This is a genomic window from Streptomyces sp. LX-29 (genome assembly GCF_029541745.1).
In the GTDB taxonomy this organism is placed as follows: domain Bacteria; phylum Actinomycetota; class Actinomycetes; order Streptomycetales; family Streptomycetaceae; genus Streptomyces.
Genome location: NZ_CP089746.1, coordinates 4,805,473 through 4,824,082 on the forward strand (window position 1 = coordinate 4,805,473; position 18,610 = coordinate 4,824,082).

The window sequence follows — 18,610 nt, forward strand, 5'->3', positions numbered from 1 at the left end:
GGGTCTCGGCCGGCGACGGACCGGGATCACCGGGTTGTCGGCGCTCAACGGCGCGAGACCACGTCGAGGGTGACGGCGGGCGGGCCGTGGGGCCGCGCGGCCGGGGCCGGGGTGCGGTCCGCGAGCGGCACCACCGGCGGCCCGTCGTCGGTCTCGCCGAGGAAGACCCGCCGCACCACGCGCTCGGCGGCCCGCCCGTCGTCCCAGGGGCAGAAGCGTTCCCGGAAGGCGGTGCGCCGCCCGGCCGCGGTGGACTCGCGCCAGCCGCCCTCGCGGAACACCGCGATCAGCTCGTCCTCGGTGCGGCAGACCGGCCCCGGCGCGTCCTCGCCGGTGAGGTCGAGATAGACGCCGCGGGTGGCGCGGTAGGCGTCCCAGTCGTCGGCGTAGACGACGATCGGGCGGTCCAGGTTGGCGTAGTCGACCATGAGGGAGGAGTAGTCGGTGATCAGCGCGTCGGCGGCCAGGCACAGCTCCTCCACGCTGCCGTGCGCCGAGACGTCGATGACCCCCGCCGCCCCGGCCGCTCCCCCCTCCACGCCCGGCCCCTGACCGCCGTCGGCGAAGTAGTGCGCGCGGACCAGCAGGGTGAACTGCGGGCCCAGCGCGTGCGCGACCCGGCCCACGTCCAACCGGGGCGCGTGATCGCGCGCGTAGTCGCGGTGGGTGGGCGCGTACAGCACGGCGGTGGCGTGCGGCGCGATGCCGAGCGCCGCGCGGATGCGCCGGACGTCCTCGGCGGTGGCGCGCTGGTAGACGTCGTTGCGCGGATAGCCGTAGCCGAGCGTGGTGTAGCCGGAGGGGTAGACGCGCTCCCAGGTGAGGGTGGAGTGCCGGTTGGCGGAGAGGCTGTAGTCCCAGCGGTCGACCCGCTTCAGCAGCCGCTCGAAGTCCATGGCGTGCGCGGCCGCCGGATGGTCCTGGAGGTCCAGGCCCATGTGCTTGAGCGGGGTGCCGTGGTGGGTCTGGAGGTGGATCTGGCCGGGCCGCTTGCGCAGCCGGTCGGTGAAGTTGACGTTGTTGACCAGGAAGCGGGCGCGGGCCAGGGCGGTCCAGTACGCGGCCGAGCCGGGCTGGATCCGCCGCACGCCCGGCGGCAGGGTGTGCGCGTACGCCTCGCCGGTGATCCACGCGGTGCGCAGGTGCGGCGCCAGCCGTCGCACCTCGGCCTCGATGGCCGCCGGGTTGCAGGCGTAGCCGCGGTGCCAGTAGGCGGCGAAGACGGCCAGCCGCGGATCGAGGCGCCGGTGGCGCTGGAGCAGGTAGTGCGCGCGCAGCACCCCGGTCCGCAGCGCCCGGTAGCAGCCGCCGGCCAGTCGCCGGCCGCCGCGCCACAGCCGCCGCGCCGCGCTCAGGAACCCGTACGCCCGGCAGGCGCCGAGCCGCAGCAGCGTGGAGCGCAGCCGGATGCGGCGCCGGGCGGCCCGGCCGAGCGCGCCGTGGGTGTGGTGGCGGCGGTGGTGGGCGCGGGTGCGGCGGGCGAAGTCGGCGCGGGTGCCCGGCGGCAGCCGGCCCGGCGCGGCGTAGATCGCGGAGAGGTGCTCCAGCATCCGCTGGAAGAGCACGGGGCGCCAGTGGGCCAGTTCGGGCCGGCTGTCGACGAACGCGAAGACGCGGTCGTACTGGTCGAAGACGTCGAAGTGGGCATGGCTGGTGGTGCGCAGGATCGAGCCGCGCCGGCGCTGCCGGTAGTGCACGCAGACCCGGTCCAGGGTGGCGACCGAGCGGGCGCACAGCAGCACCGGGTAGGTCCAGGGGGTGTCCTCGTAGATGCCGGGCGGGAAGGCGAAGCCCTCGCGCTGGATGAAGTCCCGGCGGTACGCCTTGTTCCACGCCACCATCAGCAGCCGCAGCAGCTCGGGGCGGTCGGCGAGCCGGAAGACCTCGGGCACGTCGGTGCCGGCCGGGCCGCGCTGGGCGAGCAGCCCGGCGCGCACGTTGCGCACCGTCACGCCGGTCCAGTACACCCGCGCGTAGTCGAAGAGCAGCACCTCCGGGTCGGCGATGGCGCGCAGCCGCTCGTCGATCGCGCGCAGCGCGCCGGGCGCCAGGGTGTCGTCGCCGTCGAGGAAGAGCAGGTAGTCGCCGGTGGCCTGGCGCAGCCCGGCATTGCGGGCCGGGCCCAGGCCCGTGTTCTCGGGGAGATGGACGGGGCGCACCCGCGGGTCCTGGGCGGCCAACTCGTCGATGATGGCGCCGCAGGCGTCCGGGGAGGCGTCGTCGACCGCGATCAGCTCCAGGTCGGTGTGGTCCTGCGTCAGCACGGAGCGCAGGCAGTCGTGGAGGTACGCCTGGACCTTGTACGCGGGGACGATGACGCTGAACCGGGGCACGGCGGATCCCAGGGGTCGGGGACGCGGGCGAGAAAGGTTGTCCCACTATCACGTAAACAGAGGGGAGTGAACCGTTTTTGCGGCGCTGGGCGGGGAGAGCCGCCCCGTTTGGCGCACAAGCCCGCCGCCGTGCCCGCACCGTCCCCGTAGCGCTCTGGCCCCGCTGTGCCCCGCTGTGCCCCCGTCGCGCCCCGCCCCGCCGTGTCCGTACGCCCCCGTACCCCTGGCGCTACGGCCCCGGCTACTTCACCGCGCCCGCCATCACGCCCGACACGAACTGCCGTTGGAAGGCGAAGAAGACGGCCAGCGGCACCACCATCGAGATGAAGGCGCCGGGACCGAGCACGTCGATGTTGTTGCCGAACTGCCGGACCTGCTGCTGGAGCGCGACCGTGATCGGCGGGTTGCCGCTGTCCGCGAAGATCAGCGCGACCAGCATGTCGTTCCACACCCACAGGAACTGGAAGATGCCCAGCGAGGCGATGGCCGGGCCGCCCAGCGGCAGCACCACCCGGAAGAACAGCCGCAGCTCGCCCGCCCCGTCCAGCCGCGCCGCCTCCAGCAGCTCGCGCGGGATCTCGGCGAAGAAGTTGCGCAGCAGGAAGATCGCGAAGGGCAGGCCGAAGGCGGTGTGGAAGAGCACCACGCCGGTGGTGGTCTCGAAGATGCCGATCTCGCCGAAGAGCTTGGCCACCGGGATCAGCGCCACCTGCACGGGGACCACGAGCAGGCCGACGACCAGCAGGAACCACCAGTCGCGGCCGGGGAAGTCCATCCAGGCGAAGGCGTACCCGGCGAGCGCGCCGATCAGCACCACCAGCACCGTGGCCGGGACGGTGATCGCGGCCGTGGTCCACAGCGAGTCGGTGATCCGCTCGTTGTTCAGCAGGTCCTCGTAGGCGCCGAAGGTGAGCTGGCCCGGGTCGTCGAAGACCTTCCACCAGCCGGAGACGTCCACGTCGGCCGGGTCGCGCAGCGAGGAGAGCAGCAGCCCGACGGTGGGCAGCAGCCAGAAGAGCCCCACCAGGATCAGAAAGATCCGGGTCGCCCCGCCGCCGGCCCGGGCCGCGATCCGCGCGGGCAGCGACTGTTTGCCTCGTACGACCGTGTCCGCACTGGTCATCGGCGGCGCTCCCTACGAATCCGGCGGATATTGAAGAACATCACGGGCACCACGAGCAGCAGCAGGAACACGGCGATCGCGCTGCCGACGCCCTGGTTGACGTCCGTCCCGAAGGACGACTTGTAGAGCTGGAGCGCGAGCACGTTGGCGTCGTCCTGGGAGGTGCCCGGCGCGATGATGTAGACGAGGTCGAAGATCTTCAAGACGTTGATCATGAGGGTGACGGTGACGACGGCGAGCACCGGAGCCAGCAGCGGCACCGTCACCCGGCGGAAGACCTGCCACTCGTTGGCGCCGTCCACCCGCGCGGCCTCCAGCAGCTCGCGTGGCACGCCGGCGAGCCCGGCCGCGATCAGCACCATCGCGAAGCCCGCCCACATCCAGACGTAGGAGCCGATGATGGCCGGGGTGACCAGGTTCGGTCCGAGCCAGTCCACGCCGTTGTAGGGCTCCTTGAAGTTCGATCCGGGCAGCCGCAGCAGGGCGCCCTCCGCCTCGGCGGGCAGGGTGTAGGTGCCGTCGGCGCGGGTGGTGGCGGTGGCGACGACCTTCCCGTCCCGCACCGCCTCGACCTCGACGTCCGCCAGCCCCTTCTCGCCCCGCTCCAGCACGTTGTGCCGGCCGCCGCCGCGGGTGAAGTCGAACCAGACGGTGCCGGTGATCTTCCCGGGCTCGGCCTTGGCCGCCTTGGCGTCCGCCGCCCCGCGGATGTCGTCGCGCTTGGCCGCGACCAGCGGTACGGCGGTGGGCGCGCCGACCCGCAGCGGCTCGGGAGCGGTGAACGAGCCGCCCCCGGAGTCGGTCAGCCCGGCGTCGGGGCGCGGGTGTGCGCCGGGGAAGGGCGGCGAGTCGGCGAAGGTGTCGTGCACCGTCACCCACATGGCGTTGGCCACGCCCCGGTCCGGGTCCTGCTCGTACACCAGCCGGAAGATGATGCCCGCCGCCAGCATGGAGATCGCCATCGGCATGAAGACGACCAGCTTGAAGGCGGTGCCCCAGCGCACCCGCTCGGTGAGCACCGCGAAGATCAGCCCGAGCGCGGTGGCCACCGAGGGGGCGACGACCACCCAGATGATGTTGTTCTTGACCGCCGTGAGGATGGCGTCGTCGGTGAACACCGTCTCGTAGTTGTCCAGCCCGACGAAGCCGTCACCCGGGGCGTCGAAGAAGCTGCGCCACAGGGAGTAGCCGATCGGATAGACGACGAGGGCGCCGAGCAGCGCCAGCGCGGGCAGCAGGAACAGCGCCACCACCCACGGCCGGGTGCCCATGAGGGTCCGGCGCCTGGCGGTGCGCTTCGTGGCGGACGGGGTGGGGCCGGAGGCGGCCGCGCCGCCCGCTGTCGCGGTCGACATGATGGAGGTCTCCCGGTCGCTCGGGTCGGGTCGGTCGCGTCGTCAGTTCTGGTACGCCTTGGCGGCGTCGGACTCCAGCCGCCGCTGGATGCCGGCCACGTCCTTCGGGTTCTTCAGGAAGTCCTGGAGCGCCTTCCACTCCCCCTGGGCCGGCTTGCCGCCGAAGGCCGCCGGGGCCTGGTCGGACATGTCGAAGCGGAAGTCGTCGCCGGCCTCGATGAGCGAGCCGGCGATCGCGCGGAGTGGGGCGTTGGGGTACGCGTCCAGGTCGAGGTTCTTGTTGGCCGAGACGAAGCCCCCGGCCTCGGCCCAGATGTGGGCGGCGTCCGGCGAGGCGAGGAAGGTCAGCAGCGCCTGCGACGCCTTGGTGTCCTTCAGCGCCACCGCCACATCCCCGCCGGTGACCACGGGCGCCTTGCCGCCGTCCACCGCCGGGAACGGGAAGACCTTCGCCTGGCTGCCCAGGTCCGCGCCGGCGTCGGCGATGTTGGCGGCCACGAAGTCGCCCTCGAAGACCATGCCGGCCTCCGGCTCGGCGGCGTTGGCGAAGGTCCGGGTGACCGACTCCGGGAACTCCGTCTGGAGCGCGCCCTCGCCACCGCCCGCGACCAGGCCCCGGGTGCCCCACAGCTCGGCGAGGGTGGTGAGCGCCCGGGTCACCGTGGGATCGGTCCACTTGATCTCGTGCCGGGCCAGCTGGTCGTACTTCTCCGGCCCCGCCTGGGAGAGGTAGACGTTCTCGAACCAGTCGGTGAGCGTCCAGCCGTCCGCCCCGCCGACCGAGACGGCGTCCACCCCGGAGTCCGAGACCAGCTGGGCGGTGTCCAGGAACTCCCGCCAGGTCTTGGGCGGCTCGGCGCCCGCGTACGCGAAGGCGGCGGTGTTGTACCAGACCAGCGACTTGTTGCTGACCTTGAAGTAGACCCCGTACTGCTTGCCCCGGTGGGCGCCCAGCTCCCGCCAGCCCGGGGAGAAGTTCCTGGCCAGCTGCTCCCGGGTGGCGGCGTCGACCGGCTTGGCCCAGCCCTTCTCGGCGAACTCTCGTAACACGCCGACCTGCTGGAGCATCGCGACGTCCGGTGGGTCGCCACCGGCCATCTTCGAGCCGACGAAGGCCGACATGTCGTCGCCGCTGGGCACGAACGAGACCGAGGCCCCGGTGCGCTTCTCGAACTCCTTGAGGACCTTGCCGAAGCTCTCCTGCTCGGTCCCCGTCCACACGGCGGTCACCTGGAGCTTCTGCCCCTTCAGCTGAGGCAGCCGCACGGTGGTCGGCGCCGGGCTGCCCCCGGCGTCCGCCGCGTCCTCGCCGCCGCAGCCGGTGGTGGCCAGCGCGAGGGCGCCGGCGGCCAGCAGGCCCAGCGCGGCCGTGCGGTGCGGGCGCCTCCGGCGTTGCGGCGAGCCCGGCCGTGTTCGAAGCGGTGTGCGCATCCCCGTCGTCCCTCCACTGTCGGCCGTGCGCGCGTACGACCGCGTCCCGTGCGGACAGTCCTACGCTCCACCTGGGACGCCCGCAATACCGCGATCAAAGTCAACTCACCTATCGTGACCGGCCCGTGATGAAGAGTGACCCTTTTCGGTGAAGGTGTCGAATGGGTTGGCGCGAAAGGGGCTGGAGGGGTGCCGAGGATTTGTGAGGTATGGGGTGACGGCGGGTCTGGTGTTACGTGAGTGGCGGTACGGGAGGCGCCTCGGCGGACTGCGCGGCCCGCTGGAGGGCGCTGGCCAGCAGGGCCAGATCGGTGGGGCCGTTGCCCAGCTCGCGCAGCGGCCGGCGGGTCGGCGGGTCGCCCATCCGCTCCCAGTCCAGCGGCACCACCGTCGGCCGCTGGGTGGCGGTGCGCGGGATGCGCCCGGTCACCCGGCCCGCCTGGAACGGGGTCGCCACGTCGTCGTCCGGGCGGCTCAGCCGGCCCCGGCCGGGGGAGGGCGCGGGGGCGGCCTCCCCGCCGGCGGGCGCCGCCGCCTCGGCGGTCCCGTCGGCGGTCTCCGCACCGGCTGGCGACTCCAGCCCGATCCACAGCCCGGCGCGCTCGACCGCCGCCGTCTCGGCGGTGCGGTCCGGGCGGCCGGACGCGGCTATGAGGTGCACCCCGAGCCGCGCCCCGTCCCGCGCCACGGCCTCCAGCGCCCGGACGACCGAGCCGGCGGCCGGGCGGCCGGGGCTGCCGAGCGCGGGGGCCACCAGCGCGTCGTAGTCGTCGACGAGGACGACGAGCCGGGCCAGCCCGGCGACCGGCGCGGGCATGCGCAGCTGGAGCGTCCGCACGGAGCCGGTGGAGGTGAGGTCGGCGGCGCCGCGGCCGTGGCCGCCGCCGGAGGCGTCGCGGGCGGTGGCCTGTGCGGGCACCCGGTCCGGCGCGCCCGCGGGGGCCGAGGCCGGTGCCGGAGCCGTGGTGGGCGCCGTGGTGGGTGCCGGGGCGGCGGCAGCGGCCCGGTCGGCGTCGGCGGGCTGCCGCTGCGCGACCACCCGTTCGCCGCCGGCCTGCCGCTCGTTCCAGGCGAGGAAGTCCAGCGGGCCCAGCAACTCGGCCCGACGCTTCAACTCCGTGCCCAGCGCCTGCGCGAACTCCCGCATCCGCACCGGGTCGGAGGCCGCCAGATAGGTGGAGACATGTGGCAGGTCCAGGCACATCCGCAGTCCCTCGCCGCGCTCCGCCCCGCCGCCGTCGACCAGCACCAGGCCCAGCCGGTCCGGCCGCTCCGCCGCTGCCAGCGAGGCCGCCAGCGAACGCAGCAGCTCGGTCTTCCCGGTGCCCGCCGCGCCGTTGACCAGCAGATGCGGTCCGTCGGCGGCCAGGTCCACGGAGAGCGGGCCGTCCGGCCCGGCGCCGACCACGGCCACCGCGCGCCCACCCACCGGCACCTCGTCCGCGGCGGCGGCCCAGCGGGCCAACAGCGAGGCGGGGGTCGCCCGCGCCAGCCCCAGCTCGTCCAGCAGCCGCGCCGAGCTCGGCAGCGCGGCCGCCGCCTGCTCCTCGGACCACCCCGCGCCCGCCTCGCCCCGGCCGCCGGCGCCGGCCGGCCGCAAGGGCGCCAGCGCCCGGGCGAACCGCTCGGCCCAGGCCGCCGAGACGGCATCCACGGTCGCCTCCTCGCCGACGTCGAGGAAGGACGCGCCGGCGGCGCCTGCGAACGGTGAGCCGGTGGCGCTTGCGAACGCCGAGCTGGTGGCGTTTCCGAGCGTCGAGCCGGTGGCGCCTGTGAACGTCGAACCGGCGCCGCCTGTGAGCGTCGAGCCGGTGGCGTTTCCGAACGCCGAGCCGGGGCCGCCTGTGAACGCCGAACCGGCGCCGGCCGCGTACGTCGAGCCGCCGGCGTGCGGCGGGGCCGCCCGCTGCGCGTCCGGCCCGGACCGGTCGTGCCCGTACCCGGCGGCCGGGCCCGTCGCGCCGGATCGGTCGAACGCGGCCTGTCGGCCGGGGACGTCGTGCGCGCCGGTCCCGCCGGGCTGCTCGTACGCGCCGCGCGGGACCGGGGCGCCGCCGGCCATCCCGGGCTGCTCGGAGGGACCGGCGGCGCCGGTCCGATGCCGCGTGCCGGCCGTGCCGGGCGTGCCGTGGGCGCCGGGGGTGCTGTGGGCGCCGACGGTGCCGGGCCGGTGGCCCGCGCCGGGCGTGCCCTGCGGCTCGTGGCCACCCGTCCGACCAGGCTGTCCGGAGGCGTTGGGGCGTTCGGGGGCGCCGGCCTCACCCGGGCGGCCTTGCGCACCGGTCGGCTCGGGCCGACCGGGCCCGCCGGCCGTGCCGGTGGTGCCGAACCGGTCGTGAGGACTGATCCGGTCGTCCTGGCCGTGAGCGCCGGTCGCGCCGTGCCGGTAGCCCGTGCCGGGCGGGCCCTGTGGCTCGTCGGCGCCGCTCCGGCCGGGCTGTCCCGGGCCGTCGGGCTCGTAGGGGGCGGCTGCGCCCGGTCGGCCCTGCGCGGCGGCGGTGCCGCGGTGGTCGTAGGCGCCGCCGGTGGTGCCGGACCGGTCGTGCGCACCGGTCTGATCGTTCTGGCCGTGGGCGCCGGCCGCGCCGGGACGCTCGTACGTGCCGGGCTGACCAGGTGCGCCAGGCTGAGGGTGCGCCCCGACGGTGCCGGGGCGTTCGTACGCGTTCGGTCGGCCGTGGGCGCCGGTCGCGCCGTGCCGGTAGCCCGTGCCGGGCGGGCCCTGTGGCTCGTCGGCGCCGGCCGGGCCGGACTGTCGCGAGCCGTCGGGCTCGTAGGGGGCGGCTGCGCCCGGTCGGCCCTGCGCGGCGGCGGTGCCGCGGTGGTCGTAGGCGCCGCCGGTGGTGCCGGACCGGTCGTGCGCACCGGTCTGATCGTTCTGGCCGTGGGCGCCGGCCGCGCCGGGACGCTCGTACGCACCGGGCTGGCCCTGCGCGTCGGCTGCCCGCTGCGGGTCGGGGAGGTCGTGCGTGCCGCGCGGGTTGTAGGCGCCGTGTCGGCCGGTGGCGTCGGCCGGGCCGGGCTGGTCGTAGGCGCCGGCCGCGCCGGGGCCGCCGCGCGGGCCGGGTGTGCCCGACCGCGGGTGCAGCGCCCCGGTGCCGTGCGCGGTGGGGCCGCTCGGGGCGCCGGTGCCGCCCGGGGTGCCGGGGGGCGGGTGCGGGACGGCGCGCTCGGGCCGGCGGGGGCGTACGACGTGGACGGAGGTCGCCACATCGCCCGTGATCAGGGCGACGAGGTCGCAGGCGGCGAAGACGGGGGAGGCCGCGCACGCGTCCGCGTAGCCGGCCGCGTGGGCCGCGGCGGCGGAGCCCGCGGCGGACGAGGCGGGTGCGGCGAGGGGCGCCAGCGTCTCGGCGAGGCAGATCAGGTGCACCCCGGCGGCGGGGCCGCCCGCCGCCAGCCGGGCGAGGTCCTCGCGCAGTTCGGGGGAGTCGGGGTCGCCGTCGACGATCACCACCGTGTACGGGCCGGAGTACTCGGCCGCCGCGGTCGCCACCGCCGCGGCCGGGGCCGTCACCCAGCCCGGACCCAGCCGGCTGTCGTCCAGCCGCCGTACGAGCTCGGCGGTGCGCGCGGCGGCCTGCTCCCGGTCGTAGGCCAGCAGCAGCCTGCAGTCCTGGCCCTGCGCCGGGCGCAGCTGGGGCAGCCAGCCCAGCCAGGACCACTCCGCCAGCCGATCCTCGCCGGGGCGGGTGCGGTCGGTGCTGATCAGGACGAGGTGCAGGGCGCCGGGGGCGTGCAGCGCCGCCAGCTGCGCGATGACGGACCGGGCCAGGCCGGCCAGCCGGGCGCGCGGCCCGGCCAGGCCCAACGCCCCGGACCGCCGCAGGTCGACGGTGACGGGCACCCCGGGCAGGGTGCCGCCGCCGGTCGCCGGACGGTCGGCGGTGCCCAGGCGCACGGTCAGCGCGTCCGGGTGGTCCGGCCCTCGCTCCCACAGCCGGGGGCCGGGGCCGAGCGCCGTCATGAGGATGTCGGAGGCGTCCGGCCAGCGCCGGTGGAGGGCCGCCGCCTCGGCCGCCGCCCGCGCCCGCGCGGCCTCCCGCTCCGCTTCCGTCGTCTCGTCCCGCGGTCCGGAGGCGGGGTGCTCCGCGCCCGCCCGTCCGCCGGTGAGCCGCCGCGCCCAGGCGCTTATGCCACGGCGACGGGGGGTCGGGAGCGGCGCGCCCCGGCCGTGGTCGACGCGCTCCCATCGGCCCGCCGACGCGTCCCCGTAGCCCGACATCCCCCGCTCCGCGGCCTCCTGATCGGCGATCAGCCCACTGTCCCAGTGGTCGGCGTGGCCGCTCCCGTCCGGGGTCGGCAGCCCGCGCGGGGGTGTGCGGTGGGCGTCCACCGGATACGGGCCGCCGTGCGGCACGTACGGGACCGCGCCCTGCCCGCCGGGCGCCCCGGGCGCCCCGGGCGGGGCGGCCAGAGCGGCGGACGGGCCGGCCGCCGCCGACGCGTCCCCGCGCGGGCTCACCCGCAGCCGTCCTTCACCGTCCGGCACGGGCGCGGCGGGGGTGGCGGAAGCGTCAGGGGCGTCGGCGGAGGGAAGCCGCAGCCGCAGGGCCGACTCGCCGATGCGCAGCAGGGCGTCGGGGGCCAGCGGGACGGGCCCGGGGCCGACCGGGCGGCCGTCGAGCGAGGTGCCGTTGGTGGAGTTCAGATCGGCGATGGTGACGCGGCCGTCGTCGGTGACGCTCACCGCGCAGTGCAGCCGCGAGACGTCGGGGTCGTCGAGCGGCACGTCCGCGTCGGCGGAGCGGCCGACGCGGACCTGGCCGCCGTGCAGCAGATGGACCCCGCCCGCGTCCGGTCCGGCGACGACGTGCAGCCGCAGCGCGGCGTCGGCGGACGGCTCGTCCGGGGCGTGGTGCGGCGTGTCGGCCGGGGCGTTGACGGAGAGGATGGCGCCGTCCACCAGCGGCGGTTCGCCGAGCACCCGGCGCTGCGCGTCCAACCGCTCCGCCCCCGCGTAGAGGACGGGTGTCCCGCTGCCGACATCGGCGCCCGCCGCCGCGACCGCCGTCGCCAGCCCGCTGGCCACCGAGGCCAGCGGGGTGCCGGCCGGGGCGGTCACCAGCACGTCGACGGCGCAGGTGGGGGCGGGGGCGGGGGCGGTCTGGCCCGGGCGCGGCCCGAGGACGGTCAGCCGAATCCGCATAGCCGTCAACGGTCCCTTCTGCCCGCGGACCCGGCAGGGGCGGCGATGTCCCCCCGCCGACCCCGGGCGCGTCGGCATGTCCAGCACGTGCGTGTCCACAGCCCGCGCACGTCACAACCACACGGCACGAGCGCGGTCCCGTGTGCGCTTCCCCGCGTCCGTGCTGGGTGCATCCTCGCACCTGCCACGGACACTTCGCCCGGCGACCGTCGCTACATGATCTTGATTGGTCGCCCCACTGGTCAAAACTGGCCACTTGAAGCGCGGGTGGTGACACCTCCTGGCATCTCATGACTCTCGGCTGCCCAAGGTGACGCAACCGTTGGCAACCATCTGTTCGGATCGCGCGTCTTCCCTCGGAGCCGTGCCGGCTCCCCGGGCAGAACCGCAGAACAGCTGCCCGCGCCGGTGGGGACGGGCGACGGGCGACCCACGGGCCAGCCGCGGGCCGCCCATGATCCCGTACGGCGGCACTAGAGTGGGGCGGACGGTCCGAGACCGCGCAACACCGAACTTGACCACGATCAGGGAGCGCATGACGTGCGGCCGGTAGGCAGCAAGTACCTCCTGGAGGAGCCGCTCGGACGCGGCGCCACGGGCACCGTCTGGCGAGGCCACCAACGTGAGGTGGCGGGCGCCGAGGCCGCCGTGCCCGGACAGCCCGGTGAGACCGTCGCGATCAAGGTCCTCAAGGAGGAGCTCGCGAACGACCCCGAGATCGTGATGCGCTTCCTGCGCGAGCGGTCCGTGCTCCTCCGGCTCACCCACCCCAACATCGTCCGCACCCGCGACCTGGTGGTCGAGGGTGATCTGCTCGCCCTCGTCATGGACCTGGTCGACGGCCCCGACCTGCACCGGTACCTGCGCGAGAACGGGCCCTTCACCCCGGTCGCGGCCGCGCTGCTGACCGCGCAGATCGCCGACGCGCTGGCCGCCAGCCACGCCGACGGCGTGGTGCACCGCGACCTGAAGCCCGCCAACGTCCTGCTGTCCGGCACCGGCGCCGGTGAGCAGATGCACCCTATGCTCACCGACTTCGGCATCGCACGGCTGGCCGACTCCCCGGGGCTCACCCGCACCCACGAGTTCGTCGGCACCCCGGCGTACGTCGCGCCGGAGTCCGCCGAAGGCCGCCCGCAGACCTCCGCCGTCGACGTCTACGGCGCCGGCATCCTGCTCTACGAGCTGGTCACCGGCCGCCCGCCGTTCGCCGGCAACACCGCGCTGGAGGTGCTGCACCGGCACCTGAGCGAGGAGCCGCGGCGCCCCACCACCGTGCCCGAGCCGCTGTGGACGGTCATCGAGCGCTGCCTGCGCAAGCGCCCCGAGGAGCGGCCCAGCGCGGAGAACCTGGCCCGCGCGCTGCGGGTGGTCGCCGAGGGCGTCGGCGTGCACGCCACCCCCGCGCAGGCCGAGGCCGCCCTCGGCGTCGCCGCGCTGCTCGCCCCCGACCCCTCGCCCGCCCCGGTGCCGGACACCGAGCCGGCGGGGGCCGCCGACGCCACCCAGGTGCTGCCCACCAACGCGCCCGGCGGCTTCGACCCGGGCGCGGCCACCAGCGTGCTGCCGCAGACCGGTGGGCCGGGTGGCCCGGGCGGCGACGCCGACCCCACCCGCGCCATGCCCGCCGGCTCGGGCCCGGCCGGCGCCGGGGAGCCGACCCGGGCGATGCCGCCCGTGCCGCCGGGGCCCGACCAGGGCCCGGGCGACGACCCGCACCCCTGGCAGAGCCAGATGCGCGCGGCGCGCGACCGCAACGACCAGACCCAGGTGCAGTACCTCGACCCGAGCGAGGACCCGCTGCGCCGCCGCCCGCAGCGCCGCCCGGCGCCGCAGCCGCACCAGCCGCAGCCGCACCAGCCGCAGCCCCAGCAGTACGGGCGGCAGCCCGGGCCGGCCCAGCAGCCGCCGCGCCGCCAACAGCCCCCGCAGCAGCCGCAGCAGTCGTACGCGCCGCCGCAGCCGCCCGAGTACCGGCACCCGCCGCAGGCCCCGCAGCGCCGGCAGCCGCAGCCGCCGCCGTACGCCCAGCAGCGCCCGGCCCCGGCTCCGGCTCCGGCGCCGTACGCGCCGCAACAGCCGCAGCCGTACGCGCCGCCGCAGCAGCCCCAGCCGCCGCAGCCCGCGCCGCGCCGGGAGCCGCGCCGCAGCGCCAACCCGATGCGGATTCCGGGCCTGGGCTGCCTCAAGGGCTGCCTGTTCGTGATCGTGATCTTCATTGTGGGCGCCTGGCTGGTCTGGGAGCTCACGCCGCTGCAGGACTGGATCGCCGACGGCAAGAGCTTCTGGGACGCGACCACGGACCTGATCTCGAAGGTCTCGGACTGGGTCTCCGAACTCAGCGGCTCCGGCAAGTAGCCCTGCGGACCGAGCTGTGAGAACGCCCCCGGGGGTCGCCTTGAGCGATCCCCGGGGGCGTTTTCTCGTCTGCCCCGGTCGTCTGCCCGGTCGTCTGCCCAGTTGTCTGTTCGGTCGTCTGGTCGGTTGTCTGCTCGGTCGTCTGACCCGGTCGCCTCGGGGGCTCCTCGGATCTCGTCTCCCAAGGGCCATGACCTAGGGGATTTGTCGACAACCGAAGGGTGTTTTCCGGCGCAGAAGTGACACTTGGCGTCGACTGGGGCCCCTGACGGGGTCACAGCCGCGTAGTTTTGTCGCCAACGTGCCCCTGTCGGAGGAGTCGGAGCAGTCTTGTCACGGAAGATCGGCAGCCGGTACACCGCCAACCAGGTCCTGGGTCGGGGCAGCGCCGGCACGGTGTGGCTGGGCGAGGGTCCCGAGGGCCCGGTCGCCATCAAGTTGCTGCGCGAGGACCTCGCCTCGGACCAGGAACTGGTCGGTCGGTTCGTGCAGGAGCGCGCCGCGCTCCTGAGCCTGGACCATCCGCGCGTCGTCGGCGTGCGGGACCTGGTCGTCGACGGCAACGACCTCGCGCTCGTCATGGACCTGGTGCGCGGCACGGACCTGCGCACCCGGCTGGACCGCGAGCGTCGGCTCGCCCCCGAGGCGGCCGTCGCGATCGTCGCCGACGTCGCCGACGGCCTGGCCGCGGCGCACGCCGCCGGGATCGTCCACCGCGACGTGAAGCCGGAGAACGTCCTGCTGGACATGCAGGGCCCGCTCGGCCCGGGCGGCTCCCACCCCGCCCTCCTCACCGACTTCGGCATCGCGCGCCTCGTCGACGCGCCGCGCCACGCCCGCGTCCAGCAGGCCGCCGCCGGGTCGGGTGGCGGCCAGGGCCGCTCCGCCGCGCACCGCGACGGCGCCGGCCATCACCATCGGGTCATCGGCACCCCCGACTACCTCGCTCCGGAGATCGTCGAGGGGCTCCCGCCGCGCGCCAGCGTGGACGTGTACGCGCTGGCCACCGTGTTGTACGAGCTGCTGGCCGGCTTCACCCCGTTCGGCGGCGGGCACCCCGGGGCGGTGCTGCGGCGGCATGTCACCGAGACCGTCGCGCCGCTGCCCGGCATCTCCGACGAGCTGTGGCAGCTGCTCGTGCAGTGCCTCGCCAAGGCCCCCGCCTCCCGGCTGCGCGCCTCCGAGCTCGCGACCCGGCTGCGCGAGCTGCTGCCCAGCCTGGCCGGCTATCCGCCGCTGGACATAGACGAGCCGGAGGAGGAGGCACCCGCGGCGGAGGGCGGCTACGACCCGTACGAGGGCGCGACCGTGCCCCGCCAGGCCGGCGACCCGGACGGCGGGCCGGCGCGGCGACGGGGGGCGGTGCCACTGGTCCCGGGGGCGGCCCCCGACTCCAATCGCGAGACGCACACCAGCATGCGGGTGCCGGGGCCCGAGGAACTGGCCGGTGGCGCGCACGGGACCGCCCGCGCGCCCCGGGTCGCCGGTCACCCGCGCGCCGGCTCGGCCCGCAACCGCGCCCTCTCCGAGGCGGTGCGCCGCCGCCGTATCCGGCTCGGCATCGCCGCGACCGCCGTCGCCGCTGTCGCCGGCATCGGCACCTGGCTCGCCCTCGGCGACGACGGCGACGATGCCGAGACGCCGCAGAAGCGCACCACCGAGCACTCGGCCCCGGAGGAACCGGGAGGCGTGCCCCGGCCGTGACCTGGGGCCTCGGGCCTGCGGGTGTGGGGTGCGGGTGGGGTGCGGGTGGGGGGTGGGGGCTGGTCGGTGATGGGTCGGTCCCGGTCCGGGGTGCCTCCGGGGCGGCATGATTTACGGGCGACGACTCCGAACCGTGATGGTGCTCCCTCCTTGCCCACACATCACGCGTCAGTGCCCCGGAGGCGCCCCTCCCCGTCCCCTCCCGCCGTCGCGCCCCCGCCCCGCCGCGGCAGCCCCCCCCGCTGAAGCCCGGCAGCCCCCCGCTGAAGCCCGGCGGTGCCCTGCGCGGCTAGCCGAGACGGCGACGCCGGTGGGGGCGGGGAGAGAAACGTCGCAGGCCACGGCGGGGATGGCGGGGGCGACCCCGGTCGTGGGCAGGGGCGGGGCGGGTGGGACGGCCGCAGGGGCGGGACAGGTACTCGGCCGCAGCCGTTACGCTGGTGGCGTGGCAGTCGTCGATGTATCCGAAGAGCTGAAGTCCCTCTCCTCCACCATGGGGTCGATCGAGGCGGTCCTCGATCTGGACAAGATGAGGGCCGACATCGCCGTGCTCGAGGAGCAGGCGGCGGCCCCGTCCCTGTGGGATGACCCGGAGAACGCGCAGAAGATCACCAGCAAGCTCTCCTACCTCCAGGGGCACCTGCGCCGGACCGAGGAGCTGCGCGCCCGGATCGACGACCTCGAGGTGCTCTTCGAGCTCGCCGACGCCGAGGACGACGCGGACACCCGCGCCGAGGCCGCCGCCGAGCTGGAGGCGGTGCGCAAGGCCGTGGACGAGATGGAGGTGCGCACCCTCCTCTCGGGCGAGTACGACGCGCGTGAGGCGCTGGTGAACATCCGCGCCGAGGCCGGTGGCGTCGACGCCGCCGACTTCGCCGAGCAGCTCCAGCGGATGTATCTGCGCTGGGCCGAGCGCCACGGCTACAAGACCGAGGTCTACGAGACCTCGTACGCGGAGGAGGCCGGCATCAAGTCGACCACCTTCGCCGTGCAGTCCCCGTACGCCTACGGCACGCTCTCCGTGGAGCAGGGCACCCACCGCCTGGTGCGCATCTCGCCGTTCGACAACCAGGGCCGCCGCCAGACGTCCTTCGCCGGCGTCGAGGTGCTGCCCGTGGTCGAGCAGACCGACCACGTCGACATCGACGAGTCCGACCTGCGCGTCGACGTCTACCGCTCCTCGGGCCCCGGCGGCCAGGGCGTCAACACGACGGACTCCGCGGTCCGTCTGACGCACATCCCCACCGGCATCGTCGTCTCCTGCCAGAACGAGCGGTCGCAGATCCAGAACAAGGCCACGGCCATGAACGTGCTGCAGGCCAAGCTCCTCGAGCGCCAGCGCCAGGAGGAGCGGGCCAAGATGGACGCCCTCAAGGGCGACGGCGGCAGCTCCTGGGGCAACCAGATGCGTTCCTACGTGCTGCACCCCTACCAGATGGTGAAGGACCTGCGCACCGAGCACGAGGTCGGCAACCCGCAGGCCGTGCTCGACGGCGAGATCGACGGCTTCCTCGAGGCCGGCATCCGTTGGCGCAAGCAGCAGGAGAAGTAGCCGTCGCGACGGGGCTGCTGACGGTCGCTCAATTGAGTTTCGTTACAGTCCCGTACCCGACTAAGTGGTGAAACGCCTGTATAGCGGACATATCGTACGCAATGCCCTTGACGGCCCTGGGGAAACTGGGAAAGCTGGCGCCGGCATGCGTATGACTGGGGCGCATGTGAACCGGGGGCTCACGGACCGCCTCATCAGGCCGGGTCCGTAACTCAGCACCCCGTGGCGTCCGCGCCCCGTGCATAGCTGCTCCGTATACGTGTACAGCTACTGGGGGTAGCAGGCAATGACGAAGAAGACGCGGCTGCGCGTCGCACGGATCGCCGCCGGGGCGGTGATCGCGGCCGGTGCGTCGCTGACCGCCGCCGGCGCCGCCTCCGCCGCAGGCATGGACGTCAACGTCGCCGGCGTCGAGGTGAAGGGGAGCGCCGACGACAAGAGTGTCGAGATCGGGGCCAAGACCGCGAAGGTCGACCCCACCGACGACCCGACGGTGATCCCGACCGGTGAGCCGGAGCCCACCGACGAGCCCACGGTTGACCCCGAGCCCACCGATGAGCCGACGACTCCGGTTCCGACCGAGCCGACGACCATCCCGACCGCGCCGACGGGCCAGCCCACCGGGCAGCCCACGGGTCAGCCGACCGGGCAGCCCACCGGGCAGCCGACGGGTCAGCCGACCGGGCAGCCCACCGGGCAGCCGACGGGTCAGCCCACGGGTCAGCCGACCGGGCAGCCCACGGGTCAGCCCACGGGGCAGCCGACGGGTCAGCCCACCGGCCAGCCGACCGGGCAGCCCACGGGGCAGCCGAGCGGCCAGCCCACCGGTGACCCGAGCACCAACCCCGGCGGTGGCGGCGGCAACGGCAACGGCAACGGCAACGGCGACGACGACGCCAACACCTGCACCGTGGACCTCGACGGCGCGGACTGCGCGGACAACACCAGCACCGACACCGTGGCCAGCAAGCCGGTGCAGCAGGGCAAGGCCAAGGAGGAGCTCGCCGAGACCGGTGCCTCCGGAACCATGTTCCTGCTGGTCGGCTCCGCGACGATGATCGCGGGCGGCGTCGGCTTCCGGCTCATGCCGCGGCTGATGAACCGCGCCGGCGCGGCCGCCTGAGCCACGCTGGACGGCTAGCCGGCGGTAGACCGGCAAGCGGAGGGGCCCGGAGCGCATGGGCGCTCGCGGGCCCCTTCGGGTGTGCGCACGGGCGTGAAACGGGTGACGTCGGTGTCCGGTCGGAGTGAACGGTGCGTAGAAGCGCGCTCGCGCTACGCGACCTCGTGCGCCAGCAGCGCCACGGTGATCAGCGCCAGCATCAGCGCTATCAGGGTCGCCGGGGTCAGACCGGCGAACGGCCCCTCGTGCTGCATTCGCTCCCTGCTGGCCCGGCAGACCGGGCAGCGCCCCTCACTGACGGGGCTCGCGCAGTTGGCGCAGACGAGCCTGTCATACGTCATGCGCTCTCCTCCTCCCGCGCGGCGGAGCCGCTGGTTCGACAGGGTCAACGCCCACGGTCTGGTGTTGGTTCCCCCATCCACTGTGCCAGCTCCCGCCCGGTTCGGCGCGCCCCGCACGATTCCGTGCCCGCTCCGTACTGG

At 75.1% G+C, this 18,610-nt stretch carries 10 protein-coding genes; 4 read left to right on the forward strand and 6 right to left on the reverse strand.

The features are described 5' to 3' along the window. Positions 1-44 precede the first annotated feature (44 nt). The 5 genes from LRS74_RS20690 to LRS74_RS20710 all read right to left on the reverse strand — a co-directional run bounded on the left by LRS74_RS20690 (position 45) and on the right by LRS74_RS20710 (position 11,391). Positions 45-2,333 carry a bifunctional glycosyltransferase family 2 protein/CDP-glycerol:glycerophosphate glycerophosphotransferase gene (locus tag LRS74_RS20690; RefSeq protein ID WP_277742387.1) on the reverse strand — a complete coding sequence of 763 codons (2,289 nt, stop codon included), beginning with the start codon at positions 2,331-2,333 and terminating at the stop codon, positions 45-47. Positions 2,334-2,574: 241 nt separating this feature from the next. After that, a complete protein-coding gene (locus LRS74_RS20695) occupies positions 2,575-3,456 on the reverse strand; it encodes a carbohydrate ABC transporter permease (protein WP_277742388.1) in 882 nt (293 codons plus the stop codon). Beyond that, entirely contained in the window at positions 3,453-4,811 is a 1,359-nt protein-coding gene (locus LRS74_RS20700) for a sugar ABC transporter permease (RefSeq protein WP_277742389.1), read from the reverse strand. Before LRS74_RS20700 ends, LRS74_RS20695 begins: the two co-directional genes overlap by 4 nt. 42 nt (positions 4,812-4,853) lie before the next feature. Continuing rightward, positions 4,854-6,242: an extracellular solute-binding protein gene (locus LRS74_RS20705; RefSeq protein WP_277742390.1), complete on the reverse strand. Its 1,389-nt coding sequence runs from the start codon at positions 6,240-6,242 to the stop codon at positions 4,854-4,856. A gap of 232 nt (positions 6,243-6,474) precedes the next feature. Continuing rightward, complete coding sequence (locus LRS74_RS20710; protein WP_277742391.1) at positions 6,475-11,391, reverse strand: FHA domain-containing protein; 4,917 nt, start codon at positions 11,389-11,391, stop codon at positions 6,475-6,477. A 540-nt stretch (positions 11,392-11,931) separates the two neighbouring features. On the opposite strand from LRS74_RS20710, the gene LRS74_RS20715 reads away from it, so the two are divergent. From LRS74_RS20715 to LRS74_RS20730, 4 genes are all read left to right on the forward strand, one after another. After that, positions 11,932-13,749, forward strand: a complete 1,818-nt coding sequence (locus LRS74_RS20715) for a serine/threonine-protein kinase (RefSeq protein WP_277742392.1) — start codon at positions 11,932-11,934, stop codon at positions 13,747-13,749. A 330-nt stretch (positions 13,750-14,079) separates the two neighbouring features. Further along, positions 14,080-15,453, forward strand: coding sequence for a serine/threonine-protein kinase (locus tag LRS74_RS20720; RefSeq protein ID WP_277742393.1), 1,374 nt, complete (start codon positions 14,080-14,082; stop codon positions 15,451-15,453). Positions 15,454-15,898: 445 nt separating this feature from the next. Beyond that, complete coding sequence (prfB, locus tag LRS74_RS20725; protein WP_277742394.1) at positions 15,899-17,005, forward strand: peptide chain release factor 2; 1,107 nt, start codon at positions 15,899-15,901, stop codon at positions 17,003-17,005. A 286-nt stretch (positions 17,006-17,291) separates the two neighbouring features. After that, positions 17,292-18,128, forward strand: coding sequence for a PT domain-containing protein (locus LRS74_RS20730; protein ID WP_277742395.1), 837 nt, complete (start codon positions 17,292-17,294; stop codon positions 18,126-18,128). 152 nt (positions 18,129-18,280) lie between these two features. Here the strand turns inward: LRS74_RS20730 and LRS74_RS20735 are convergent, their stop codons facing one another. Beyond that, complete coding sequence (locus LRS74_RS20735) at positions 18,281-18,469, reverse strand: hypothetical protein (RefSeq protein WP_277742396.1); 189 nt, start codon at positions 18,467-18,469, stop codon at positions 18,281-18,283. Positions 18,470-18,610 lie beyond the last annotated feature (141 nt).